The 13,782-nt window shown below is 56.8% G+C and carries 8 protein-coding genes; all 8 read right to left on the bottom strand.

Annotation, left to right across the window (positions count from 1 at the left end; translation table 11 throughout):
• Positions 1-4 precede the first annotated feature (4 nt).
• Positions 5-3,073 carry a hypothetical protein gene (locus tag K227x_RS13855; protein ID WP_145170301.1) on the bottom strand — a complete coding sequence of 1,023 codons (3,069 nt, stop codon included), beginning with the start codon at positions 3,071-3,073 and terminating at the stop codon, positions 5-7.
• Entirely contained in the window at positions 3,070-5,520 is a 2,451-nt protein-coding gene (locus K227x_RS13860) for a BatA domain-containing protein (RefSeq protein ID WP_218933998.1), read from the bottom strand. Before K227x_RS13860 ends, K227x_RS13855 begins: the two co-directional genes overlap by 4 nt.
• Complete coding sequence (locus K227x_RS13865; RefSeq protein ID WP_246146789.1) at positions 5,517-6,635, bottom strand: DUF58 domain-containing protein; 1,119 nt, start codon at positions 6,633-6,635, stop codon at positions 5,517-5,519. Before K227x_RS13865 ends, K227x_RS13860 begins: the two co-directional genes overlap by 4 nt.
• Entirely contained in the window at positions 6,575-7,570 is a 996-nt protein-coding gene (locus K227x_RS13870) for an AAA family ATPase (protein ID WP_315854357.1), read from the bottom strand. The genes K227x_RS13865 and K227x_RS13870 overlap by 61 nt, the downstream gene beginning before the upstream one ends.
• Before the next feature lie 93 nt (positions 7,571-7,663).
• Entirely contained in the window at positions 7,664-9,169 is a 1,506-nt protein-coding gene (locus K227x_RS13875) for an EF-hand domain-containing protein (protein ID WP_145170307.1), read from the bottom strand.
• A gap of 26 nt (positions 9,170-9,195) precedes the next feature.
• On the bottom strand, positions 9,196-10,527 hold the full coding sequence (locus tag K227x_RS13880; RefSeq protein WP_145170309.1) for a DUF1501 domain-containing protein: 1,332 nt from the start codon (positions 10,525-10,527) through the stop codon (positions 9,196-9,198).
• A gap of 7 nt (positions 10,528-10,534) precedes the next feature.
• Positions 10,535-12,907, bottom strand: a complete 2,373-nt coding sequence (locus tag K227x_RS13885; protein WP_246146790.1) for a DUF1549 and DUF1553 domain-containing protein — start codon at positions 12,905-12,907, stop codon at positions 10,535-10,537.
• Positions 12,904-13,656 carry an RNA polymerase sigma factor gene (locus K227x_RS13890; RefSeq protein ID WP_246146791.1) on the bottom strand — a complete coding sequence of 251 codons (753 nt, stop codon included), beginning with the start codon at positions 13,654-13,656 and terminating at the stop codon, positions 12,904-12,906. The genes K227x_RS13885 and K227x_RS13890 overlap by 4 nt, the downstream gene beginning before the upstream one ends.
• Positions 13,657-13,782 lie beyond the last annotated feature (126 nt).

The raw sequence follows: 13,782 nt of genomic DNA on the forward strand, positions 1-13,782 counted from the left end.
TTGATCACGATAGGCCTCGCCATTTTCGAACGATCCATTCGACCTGCAAACAGCCGAATACCAACCAAAGGTATTTCCATTGTGCCCAAAGCGGCGTCCGCTGCGTCGATTCGACAACTTCGGGTTGCAGGTTCAATAGGGATAGGACTTCCGCGACTGCCGATGGGGCCAGTACCTGGCCGCCGGTCAATTCAGCGATCTGTTGTGCCAACGCTCGGTTGCAGCGCGTATCGATCAGTTCCGTCGGGACTTCCGCCTGAACGGTGAACGATACTGCGGGCGCTCGATCGTTTTCCACTTCGTCTGATTGACGTAGTTCGGATACGACCGGCCCGGTAGGTTCAGCGATGTAAGATCCGGGTTGATTGAAGCTCGTTTCTGCGACGTAGGTTCCTGGTAACGCATCGTCGGGGATCATCCGCACGGTGCGTTTGGACGATCCGGACGTGAGCGTCAGGTCTACCTCTTGAGCGCCGACGACCGGTTCCCCAACGGTATTCGACAGTTGAACTTCGACGCGTACCGGTTCGTTTGGCTGGTACTTGGACTTGCTGGTTCGCAACCGCACGGTTCGTGATCCGCCGGCTAGATCCGAAGCAATCGCCCAACGCAGTAGCTGTCCCCAAAAACGATAGTGAAGCTGATCGCCTCGCAGAAAACGCAATCGATAGGTGTCGGGGCCGGAAAGGTAGACCATTCGTCCACGTCCCACCGGTTGCCAGCACAAGAACGTATCTTCCGTCGCCTCGCTCGACTGGGCCACGTCGTCGATGGTGTCGGCCGAGCTTCGCTGGACGACGCTGATCAGATTGTGTGCGGATGGCTTTGGACGCCGATACGGTGATACTTCATACACCGGCGAGAATCGATTGACAAAGTCCCAAGCCAACCGGGTGGCTTGTTGGGTTTCACCAATCATGAGGGCAACATGGGACCGTCCAAGCTCGGTGGCCCGAAAGGCGAACTCTTGTGGTCGATCGGACGAACCACTTTGGGGTTCCGCTGTGTTGTCGATTCGCGTGACAGGGATGACCTCCGACAGCGGTTGGTCCATGAACGCCGATGGCATGGCCCGCTGACCAGCGATCGTGATCAAGGTACCTCCACGTTGACTCAAAAACTGTAGCAGTGATTCCTGTGCCGCGACGGGAAGGTGTTCGGGAGCGATGTCGCCAAGAATGACCACGTCATACTGGTCCCACTGATCGACGGTTGTCGGGAATGATTGGCTCGGTTCGCGTTTCCCCGTGGCGATCATTCGCGGTCGGAACAACATTTCATCGCAGTCGATCTTCGAATCGCGGCGGAATAGTTGGGCCAGATAGCGGAATTCCCAACGGGGCATTTCATCAGCCAACAGCACCTTGATGTCGCTACGTGTCACGTTGATATCGACGATGTCAGCGTTGTTTTCTTCGCTCGTTTCGAACTCGATCGGAGCGATGGCGACTTCGAAAGTCTGTTTGCCAATGTACGAAACCGTTTGATCAAAGCGGACACTGCGGCTCGCAAAGTCTCCTTCGATCGCTACCTCGCGAAAGTCCACTACTGCGCCATCACGAAGCAGTTGGACGGTGCAACGTTCACCATCGCATTGGTAGGCTTCCAAGTGTGCTTCGATCACGATGTCGTCGTTTCGCATCGCGACGGATGGGGATTCGACCGACACCAAGTGGATGTCACGCAAGCGGTTGGGATTGCCGATGGGGACGATGAAGATTGGCGTATCGGTTAGCGTCGTCGCCAATTGCATCAGGCTCGCGGTATCGCCACTTTGCGACTGCGAACGGGTTGAATCGGACGCATCCGGAGCCTTTTCCTCGTCGGATGATTCGTTCGGGTCAGCGGCAAATCGATCGATCGCTTCTTTGGATGTTCCGTTGTGCGCGACATCGGAATAGATGAACGCGGCGGCGATCGGTTGCTGTTGCTGCAACTTTCTTAGATGGGTCAGGACGGATGTAAGATCAGTCGCCATCGATCCAGGTGCCGGTTCCGCCGGAACGTTGGCCACACCCGTGGTCGAAAGGGACCGGGAATCAGAGTGGACGCTGCGGTAGCTAGAATCGAATCGTCCCCACTGGACGTCAACCTCGTTGAGGTCTGCTAAGGTCGTCTCTCGCAGCGAATGAAGAACACGGTCGACTCGTTGGCTGCGTGACAGCTTTGCAAACGCGCCGCTTTCCGTTTGATCCGCGGTGATCGGTGACCTTCCGTTCTGGTCCATCGGGTTTTCGCTCGGAAGGATCGCAAGGCGGGCGGCTAGATGTCCAATCGCCTCGCGCGCTGAAATCATTTTGTGTTGCAAATCACGCAGGCCACTTTGCCAACCATGGTCTGACGGGGATTTCCCTTTGGAAAGCAGCGTTGTAATCTCGGCGAACTCTTCGAATTCGGGGCCACGCAGAATGCGGAGTGCGTCACTGGCAATCGCTTCGACGGGTTTGTCCAGCGAACTAGACCCGGCTGCTGGATTCTGGCTGGTCGATGGGATGCTGGAGAGTTGATCGACAACCGTTTCCAATCCTGACTGAGCGTGCTGGATGGACCGTAAAGTGGTTTCAAGCGATTCGTAAATGGCGTCTTGGCTATGGTGTTCTTGGATCGATCGAATGCTGTCGGATAGTCGATTCAATCCAACGCCAAGTGCAGTGAAAGCGCCGTCGGCAGCAACCGATGGTGACGCAAGTGCGGGAGTTGTCGAGCCTGGTGCTTCGCTGGCCATTCCCATATCGCTTCGGATGTTCCAACGCGAATCGTCAGCGGTTCCGATCGGGTCGACCGTTTCCATACTGGCGCTGGCGTCGGCGACAAAGGCGACCGTACGACGCGTCGATGCTGTTTGCACCACAACCGTTGCGGGGGCCAGTAGCATCCACAGGATGCCCGCGAGCGCGATCAATCGCAGGCTGGCGAATGTCAACGTCGTGGACGCACCGAGTACTCTGCGTTCTCGGTACAGCGACCAGGCAAACAGGGCGGCGATGGCCAAGCCGATCAGAACCGTCGACGATACGGACCAAGGACCGTCGAATAGTAGCTGTTGTGTCGTGGCTGTTTGGGTCGGCGTCATCTGAACGTCTCCAAATGCGACGTCGCTGCGGTGCGAGGACGAGGCGATTGCCAAGGATGCCGTTGGGCCACCTTGGCCGCGGATTCCGCAATGGTCGATTGGATGCCAGAGGGCGGTGATGGTTTCGCCGTTTCAATCGTCGTGTCTACAGCGGTGCCTGTTCCGAATCGGTCACGTGACAGGATCCCGGATAAGAACAGGTCGGCAGTTATCAACGCAACAAGGCTGGCCAACAGGTATGGCCAAACGGGATCATTTGCTTCCGACGTCAACACCGTCGTTTGGTTGCCATCCGCTGCGGCGGATGATCCGGTGGTGCTCAGCAGTCGTTCGATTTGATTGCTGGACAGAGATCGCAAGTTGGATTCGCGAGGATCTCGGTTGACTTGAAAGGGGACTCGATTGCCGGCGAGATCCCATTCCAACCAATATTGGCCGGGTTCGCTGGTTCGGTGGGTTCGAAACTCGGTGCGATCGCCAAGCGATTCCCCCGCCAACTCGATTGCGTTTCCGCTGGGCGCCGTCAACATGGCGGATTGCGAACCGGCGTCGGTGACCTGAAGCTCGATCGGATCGCCCGGTTCCAAGTTGAATCGGGTCGCCCCAGGAATGCACAGATAGTCGACCCATTCGCGTACCATGACGACGAACGCGGAAGACTTTGCCAATGTACTCCACTGCATCTGAAGCGGGATTGCCTGCAGGATGACGCGGCCATCACCAAAGTACTTTTCAATCGCCAGCGGTTCGCCATTGCTAAGGCTTAGGATGACCGAAGGAGCGCTGGTGGACGCGGCCGAATCAAATTGAAATCTTCGTTGGATGACGACATCGCCAATGTCCAACTGATCGTTGTCCGCCAGCAATACGTTGGCCGGATGTGCATTTCCGAAAGGATTGATTCGAGTCCCGGAACCCATCTCGATAGTTGCCTGTTGGTCTACTTCCGATTCGGATTCCGATTGACGATCGGGGGGATCCACTGCGGCGTCGTCAACGATTCGGTCCAACGCAAGCGGCGACATGCCCGATCCGCCATCAAACCAATCGGAATTGAACGAATCGATATCAGTGCGAGATCCGAGTCCCACCCACAGACCGCCTCCGTCGGCAACGAAGTCACGCAGGTTGACCATCGATTCGGCGTCAGGGCTTACCAGATTGGGGATCACGACCGCGCGAAACTGGTGGAGGTCTAGCGAGGAAAATTTTTGTGGCGACACAACTGTCGGTGCGTAGACCGCCGATTCGTCCAATGCTTGATTGGCCGCCCATCCCAACGCTGCATTGACAAAAAATGAATCCTGCTGGATGTCCGAAAACTCGATGGACGATTCCACCATCAGGATTGGAATGCGATTGACCACTTCGATCACGACACTTGCAACGTTGTCCGGTGGTAATGGATCGTCGCCGTCGAAGGATCCAGCCACCCGATAAGCACCTGGTTTTTCAAAAGAATGAATCCACTGCGTTTCTTGCGATGCGTCAGGATCGATCGAATCCACCACGGATTCGGCTTGCGGTTGGCCGTCGATTTTCCAATGCACCGTACGCTCGGCCGCCGAAACGGTTCCATAGTTGTGCAGCAATGCGCGAAAGGTGATCGGATGATGGACACCGACCAGTGTGTGCGTAGCGTCGATTCGATCGACAGCGACGTTCAATGGGACCTGCGACGTTGGCGAATCCGGCGGCGTAACACTTTTCGCAGTCGAGGCCTTTTGACTATCCGGTTGCAACAGGTTGACGAAGCTTAGCTTGGTGGCAATCGGCGATTGGGTAAGTGTGTCTTGAAAACGCTTCCAGTCAGGTTCGTTGTCGATTGACCAATCGTTCGCTTGCGCGTCCCCGATGATCACGATGCGGCGATTTTTGACCGATGGGTGGGCCGTGGACTGAACGGCGGTCATCAGGGCAGCCAGCATATCGCTGCGTCCTAAGGTGGCACGGATGTCTTTGATCGATTGCGTCAGGTTGCCCTTGGACTCTTCCACGACTCGCAGGCTGCTGGGCTGGATCCAGACGGGAAAGGGGGCCGACGTCATGACCCGCACCCTGTCCCCAGGCGTCAGTTGATCGATTTCCGCTGCTGCTTGGGTTGCCGCTATATCCCAGAGGGTCTGCTGAGCGACGCTTCGTGTCATCGACATGGAATTATCCAACACCAAAATCAATTCGGTTCGGTCCCGACCTCCGAACCATCCACCGGATAGCATCGGTCGGGCCAGCGCGAGCACCAGTGCTGCAATTGCCAAGGTGCGCAATAGGATCAGCAGCCATTGTTTCAATCTTCGCGCGCTGGTGCGTCGTGCTTCTGCGGCCACAATGAACTGCATGGCCGCCCAAGGAATGGGCGCATGGCGGCGTCGATCGAAGAGGTGCAAAAGCAAGGGAGCCGCGATCAATGGCAGGGCGGCTAGGAAGGCAACGCTTAGAAAACTCATCTGCTGCGTCCTCCCGCACGAGCCTGGCGATTGCGTAAGAACCATGCCAATACATCGGAAAGGTCGTCCGCGGTCGTCATGCGTGCATACTCACCACCAATTTCGACGACACGACGTTCCAAGTCGGTGACGAACTCGGCCACTCGGCCTAGGTACTCTGCTCGAATCGTGGGGGGATCCAGACTGACGCGGTGGCTCGGGGATTCCAGTGACTCAAACGAAGACCAGCGACGAAAATCAAAGCTCAATTCCTCGGGTGCAAGGACGTGCATGACGATCACGTCGTGACCCCGGGCTCGTACCGATCGCAGGCCCGCCAAAATATCGTCTAATTCGCCGAAGCAGTCTGAAAACAGGATAAATAGCCCACGACGTTTCATGCGAGGGACGCATTGCTGGATCAGTTCGCCAAGGTCGCCCGCGTCGGCAGCCTGGGCCGCATCCAGCATGGTCAGGACGGCGCGAAGGTGTGCGGCATGCTGCTTGGGGGGTACGTACAGTGGGTTCTGGTCGTTCAACGCAACCGCGCCGACCGCGTCGCGTTGATGCAATAACAGCCGAGCCAGGCAGGCCGCTGCACGCTTTGCGAAATTTAGCTTCGAATCTGTCGATAATCCAAACTGCATCGATCCGCTGGTGTCGATGGCCAACATCGCGTGCAGATTGGTTTCTTCTTCGAATTGCTTGATGAAGTAGCGGTCGTTACGGGCGTAGACTTGCCAATCAATTTGGCGGACCTCATCGCCGGTAGCGTACTGACGGTGCTGAGAAAATTCGCTGCATCCGCCCTTGGTCGTTGATCGATGCTTTCCCGCCAAAAGTCCGTCGACGACATTGCGAGAGAGCAGTTCCAGGTGACCGATCTGATCCATCACATGCGGGTCAACCCAATTCGTCGGGGCGGTTGATTGACGCCGCGCCGCTTCGTCCGCGCTGTTGCCGATGGACGATTCCTGCGAGGCCCGACTTCCCTTGGATGCCAGGCCTTGCAGTGACGCCAGACCTCGTAGCGGAGCCGTGGGACGCAGTCGATCGATCATGGACGCGAGACGTTTCAATTCGGCGACTCCGTTGTCGTGTGTCGCAGCGACGCTGTCGATTCGATGATCTTGCATAGAATCGTATCAGCGTCGATTCCGGCGGCTTCGGCGTTGAACGTCAGAATGATCCGGTGCCGAAGCACCGGCATGGCAACCTTGACCAGATCCTCGGTGGTTGCATGGCAGCGTCGATTCAAGAGGGCGCGAGCCTTGGCTGCAAGAAGCAGAGAAATCGTTGCTCGCGGTCCAGCACCCCACTGGACCATTCGACGCATTTCCGCTGGCATGTTCCCCTCTTCGCCGCGGGTCCCACGGACCAGGTCCAATGCAGCTTCGTAAACATGGTCCGAAACCACCACGCTACGTACCATCGTCTGCATCCGGTGGATCTGTTCGACGTCCAGCACGGATTGGGTGTGAAAGGAATAGTCGGTCGTTTGCCGACGGGCAATCTCCAATTCTTCGGATCGGCTGGGATAGCTGACGTGGATCTTTAACAGGAATCGATCCAACTGGGCTTCGGGAAGTGGATAGGTTCCCTCGGTTTCGACCGGATTTTGAGTCGCCAGCACAAAGAACGGTTCGGGCAGTGTGTAAGTCTTTCCACAAACCGTTACTTGGCGTTCCTGCATCGCTTCGAGCAGAGCGCTTTGTGTCTTGGGGGGCGTCCGATTGATCTCGTCAGCCAGGATGACATTTCCAAACAGCGGCCCTTCCACGAACCGAAAGACGCGTTGGCCGGTCGAATGGTCCTCTTCCAAAACTTCTGTGCCGGTAATGTCGCCTGGCATCAGGTCGGGTGTAAATTGGACTCGCCGAAACGAGAGGTCGGTCAACGACGCCAAGGTTGAAACCATCATGGTTTTTGCCAATCCCGGCATCCCCTGCAGAATGCAGTGGCCGCGGCAGAGCATGCCGATCAAAAGCTGTTCCGATACGTCCTGTTGTCCGACGATCACGCCAGCCAACTGGGTTCGTAAAGACTGCAGCTGCTGATGCAATTGGTCCATCGCCTCAGCGACGTCGATTGACTCAGTTCCCTGGGCGACCTTCCCGTTCAGTCGGGAAGCGGATTCGCTGTGAATTGGTGGTTTCATTCGTATTCAGTGGTTTGGCGTCGCGGGTGACGTTGAGGACTTCGTGGGTGCAGATTCCGTCTGGCTTTCCGAGCGGGTTGCCTCTGCTGGGCTGATCAGGTCGTCATGGTCTTCATCCAGCTGATCAAACTGTTCGGCCGTGCCAGGGAACTCTCCCCTGGACAGGTCCTGATCGCCGTTGCGGTCCATCCGCACGAACCATTCAGGCGTATCGGTCGAGGGCGTGATCGACGTCGCCGCGAACGACCGAATTTGGGCAAGCGGCAAGTGTGCCGTAGGACCTAGGCCAAAGACCAATCGAATCGGAGCGGTGATTTCCGACGACTCGATTCGACCATCGTCGTCGAGGTCGAACTCGGCAACCTGGGCAGACAACGTTCGCAGTTCGCGAATGGTAAAGCGACCATCATGGTTCCGATCCAGGTGGGGAAGCATCGGATAACCATCGACGATGGCACCGATAGAGACTTGATCATTGGAGACTTGATTACTGGAGACTTGATCATTGGCAGCTTGCTGTACGGCGCTGATGTGGACCGATTGGTCGTCCACTTCGATCGCGACACCGTTCGCGTTCGATGAACCCGTTGCGGCTGAAACGCGAACATGGATTCTCGGATTGGAAACCACCCGCGTTAGACGAATGACCGATTCCGCCGGGTTGCTGGTGTCAAAGGCGATCTGCAATTCCAAATCCGGGGTGGAATTTTCATCTTGAATCATCCGCAGCAAAGGCTGGTCGAACACCGTCTCGGATTCGTCCAGGGGACTTTTCAGAGCATCCCGTCTTGGGTCGGATGACGCAGTCTCCAATTCCATCGCATCGACGATTTCATCCCGGTTTGTGTCACACAGACGAAACGATTCGGCAGCGGTTGCGATTTCGACGTCGCTGATCGCACCGTCGACGTTTCGATCAAGTGCATCGAACGCCGGTTTGGCCTGCGCGCGAAACTTTTGGTAGTGATCGTTCACGACAAGAAGTGGAGGCCCGTCGATCCAGTGATTCAAGATCCATCGGACTTGATCGATATCGATCGGTTCGGCGACGGCTTTCGTATAGCCGATGATCGTCTGCAGATCGCGTTCGTCAGTCGCCGGTTGTTCGGATGCCAATTGAACCAATCGTTGGACGCGTGATTCCCGTGCGATTGTGAATGGCGTTGCGTCGATCGTGATGGTCGCTTCAACGATCAGTTTGGAACGGCCAATCTGCAGCTGCATCCTAACCACACCATCGCTGTGTTCGCTGTTGGCGGCGGTCGGCTGGCGATGGCCCAGTCGGTAGTTCGGAAACTTGACATCGGGTAGCGTCGGAGTTGCCTGCAGCGGTGTTGCCGCCATCGAACTCGCATCCGGAGATCTAGCGGGACTCGCTTCGAGTGTGGTGACCGGCCACTGGATTGGGAAAGACGATTGGAATTTGTCTGTTTCCCATTCAGACTTTTCTGCGGGCTCATCCCCCTGCGACGCATTGCCGATTGTCACCGCCAAGGTCAATGCAATGGTCAAAGCCAGATTTGGTAGGAAGCGATCTTTCACGCTAGCACCTCGTCGATCGGAAACCCTTCGGCGATCGGAATCGGCCTGCCGCTAAGGTTCATATTGGCGGCTTCGGCGCCAATTCCCAACGCGGAACACAGCGTCGCCAAAAGATGCTGGACGGTCGTCACGCCATCTTCGACCTGCGTACCGTCCGGCGACGTTTTGCCGTAAGCTTGGCCGCCCGCGATCCCGCCGCCGGCCAAAACGGTCGTCCACGCACCGGGGAAATGGTCGCGTCCGGCGTTGGCATTGATGGTCGGGGTTCTGCCAAATTCGCCCATCCAAATGATGGTGGTTGACTCCAGCAGTCCGTGGTCAGCCAAGTCCCGCATCAGCGTGCTCCAGCCGTCGTCCAGTACCGTCGAAAGATCTTTCACCGCGCTGAAATTGTCCGAATGCGTATCCCAGCCGACGCCTCCGCTGCTGGTTCCAAGCGAGACTTCGACAAACGGAACACCGCGCTGAATCAGACGCCGAGCCATCAGGCAGCCTTGGCCGAAGACGGTGGCGCCGTACTGGTCTCGTAGTTTGGCTGGTTCGTCGGACAGATCAAACGCTTTGGCATCTTCGCTGTTCATCAATTGCAGGGCGCCTTCATAAACCTCGTTGTGCGCACCGGCGGCACCGCCCGTTCGGCTTTTGACGAATCCCGATTGCAGCTGACGCCACATCTGCAAGCGCTGTGACATACGTTGATCATCGATGTCCGCCGGTCGCGACATCGATTGGACTTGCAATTCGGGATAGCCGTCCTCATCGTTGGTAATGGACCCTGGAAGATCACTGGCGCCGACGAACAGGGGCCCAAATTTTGGCCCCAAAAAGCCGGGGCTAAACGCATCCTGATTGAACGATCGATAACTTCCGATGCTGACATTCGGTGGCAACGCGGGGGAGGGGCTGCCCAGTTGATTGGCGAGGGATGCGCCGATGCTGGGGTACTGTTCGGGGCCCATCGGCTTGTAACCGGTTCGCATCAAATAGGTGCCTCGTCCATGGTCACCTTCCTTGGTGGACATCCCACGCATGATGGCCAATTGGTCCGCCATCGTTGCCAGTTTGGGCAGATGTTCACTGAAGCGCAACCCCGGGACATTGGTCTGGGTTTCCCTAAATTCGCCACCGTTGGGATGGCCGGGCTTCATGTCGAAAGTGTCCGTTTGGGTCGGTCCCCCGCTCATCCATAACAGGATGCAGTGCCGCCGCCTTTTCGGGTCGTTCGCCAAGGCCCGTGCAAGCTCGGGAAACCATCCGCTAGCACTGACGGTTCCCCAACCGGCAGCCATGGACTGCATGAATCGACGTCGCGTGTTGTTGGTTTTCATTCGACTATCAATGGTTCAGCGTAAACTCGGCACTGTTGAGCAATGCCCACAGCAAATCGGAAAGTCCATCGTGACGCAGGCTAACGTCCGGATCGCTCAAAATGGTCTGTGAAAGAACTTCCTGTTCTTGCGCAGTCGGTGGGCGAGACAAAGTCGCCAAAAAGAGAACTTCGACGCGTTGTTTGTTGGTAAAGAATGGTGCGTCGAGTGACTTCAGCAGACCGCCGCTGTTGGTTCCCGTCGCCATCGCGACCAGATCTCCATTCATCATTGTCAGGGCCTGTGGAATTCCCGAGAGATAGTCGACGCGGTTGGTTGCCGGTGACGCGAATTGTTGTAGGAATTGATCCCGTTGGCTATTTCCAAATCGGGCCACTGTGGTCGCAGTCCCCTGCCGTTGGGAGGCAGCGTCAAGACGAGTTGCCATGCTGATGCAATCGTAAAGCTGAGCGGCCGTCAAGGTTTTGACTCCCATCTGAGCGAAGCACTCCAGCCGGATTTCACTCGAGTCATCGGAAGCGCTCGATAAGCGATAAGCACGTGACAACGCTACCGTCCGCAAAACGGATCGTAGATTGAAGTTCGTTTGGATCAACTGACCTGCCAACAGGTCAAGCAATTCAGGCGAAATGGGCTGGTTCTTCGAACCGAAATCGTCGACGGGATCCACGATGCCGCGACCAAACATCTGGGCCCACACGCGGTTGACGGTAGCGCGAGCAAAGTATGGATTCTGGGCACTGGTCAGCCAGGAAGCCAGTCGCTGGCGTCGAGCGACCCTCGTAGCCGACGGATCATCTGCGTGGTCCAGAAAGCGAGGTGGAATGACTCGATCGGTTTCCGGCAGCATGACCTCCCCACGGTCAACATCACGCACCTGCATCAATTTCGATGCGGTGGCTAGTTCACCCTTGGGACGCGAAATCTGCGCAAAGAAGGCCGCATAGCTCCAGAAATCTTCTTGAGTCCATGGTTCGAAGGGATGGTCATGGCACTGAGCACATTCGAGCCGAATGCCCAGGAAGACGCGGGAGGTCCGCGCGGCTAGTTGGTCAGGGTCCAACTTGGCCGCCGAATAGAACAGCAAGGGGCCCGACTTGGAAAGCCTTCCCTCGGCCAACAACAATCGACGTACGATCTTGTCGTAGGGTTCGTCTTTGCCAAATTGATCGGCAAGCCAGCGGTCGAATGCCTCTAACCCGCCGAACGCTGTCAGGTCCACGCCATCGGGGATCAAGAACGTTCGCCAAGTGGTCGCCAAATGGGATGCGTGGTCTGGGCTCTCTAACAGCTGGTCAACCAATCGCTCGTAACGGTCGGCGGCTGTTTGTTCCAAATAGTTTCGTGCTTCGGTGACCGTCGGCGTTCGACCGGCTAGGTCCAGATAGACCCGGCGAAGCAGTTCCGAATCGTTGGCTTCCGCGACCGGTTGCACCGACCGCTCGGTCCAAAGTTCGTTCAGCAATTCATCGGTCGCTGCTAAAGTCTCTTTCGCCGATTGCACTTCAATCGACACCGGACGCCATGTGGTTGCAGCACCCAGTGGCAATGCACCCACGAGCGACCGTTTCGGTGCCGGAGCCAATGCATCACCACTTCGACCAATGGATGGACGATCGGGCGTGGTCGCAACCATTTGGTCTCCTTCCACGCCGCTGGGCAACAAATTGCGTCGCGGATAAGTGATCGTCAGTTCCCGCGGTCCGGGTTCAGTGGATGTGAGGATGGCTGTCGGACTGCTTGCTTGAGGCTTGTTGGACCGTTCGCGAATTCGGGCGGTTTGGGGCAGCGATGTGTCCGGGTCCAACATCAGATCCAGATCGATCTGCTGGTCGTCATCGGTCGTGAAGACGATATGCATCGCGATCGAATTGTTGATGCGTTCCCAGCTTTGATCGGCGACTTTCAAGCCTGATAGCGGTAGGTCTTCGGTTGACTGACCGACCGCTCGCAGCAAAAACGACAATACCATGCGGCTGCGCTGTGATTCGGATTTCGACGCGATCGTGGATGAGTCCAAGGACCAATTTCCGCTGGCGCCAGTCAAGTGCAGCAATGGTTGCCGCGTGATCGCGTCCACGACGGACGTCCAAGCATAAGTCTTCGATCCACCGATCACAAAGAACGCCAGCATCAAGGTTGCTGCAAGCGCGCCGGCGATCGGCCAACCGGAAACCACCTTGGTTCCACGCAACACGTTCGACCAAATTGTACCGGCTGCCTGTGGTTCCAAGGCAGGAGATGCACCCCACTGATCGGTGATGCCAGCATCAAGTCGCCGCACCAAGGATGCTGGCACCGGCGGCGCGTCGTATGCGTCCGCCAAGATGGCAGCGACGCTAGCCTCTGGCGGCGTTTCATGTTCGGTTGAATGGTTCATGAGCGGCCTCGCAACATTTCGTTAGGCAGCGTTGGATCGTTCGATGGATCGATCGGAGGCTGGGGGGACCTGTCATCACAAGCAGGATTTGGCTTGTGTGCAGGTGCAGGGTCGGGGCGCGAACTGCCTGTCAAATCGATGGTTTCAATCGTCGTCGTATTCGAAAGGAAAGGACTTCGTGAGCTGTCCTTTGGTTCCTTGGGGTCGTTTTTATTCATTCCGATCGCCTTTCGGAACGCGTTGCGTGCACGAAACAGAATTGACTCGACGCTCTTTTCGGTCGCCTGCAACCGGTCCGCCATTTCACGAACGGAGATGCGGTCAAGGTACTTCCATTCCAACGCCAACCGTTGCTTCTCTGGCAGCCTATCCATCACATCGCGAACTTCTTCGCGTCGGATCTCTCGATCGTGTTCGCTATCCGGTGTCACGCTGTCGTGCATTTCTTTGGTCAGACCCGATTGTTGGATCAAATGCTGGACGCGAGCTGCCGCTCGGAAATGGTCCTGGATCTTTTTGGAAGCGACAGATCGCAACCATGCACTTGGAAATTCAATTTCCACGTCTTTTTGGACAGCCACCACAAGAGCCAACACCGACTCGCTAACGATATCCTCCGCAAGGTGCCGGTCGCCGTTGACGCGAGCGAATACGTAACGCCAGATCGACGGCACAAAGCACTCATTTAAGTGCTGTGCCGCAATGGGATCCTGTTTGCGAAGTCGATCGACGAATTCAACGTTGTTCAAAATGGTCCTTCTAATTCGCACCCGAAGTTTTGCTCAGGTGCCGGACGTCTTACGGTAGGTGGGTCGGTCCTCGACCAGAGATCACGCGAGAAAATTGAGAAAAAGTCTGCGGCGGGTTTTTGCAGC

The organism is Rubripirellula lacrimiformis (assembly GCF_007741535.1).
Classification (GTDB): domain Bacteria; phylum Planctomycetota; class Planctomycetia; order Pirellulales; family Pirellulaceae; genus Rubripirellula; species Rubripirellula lacrimiformis.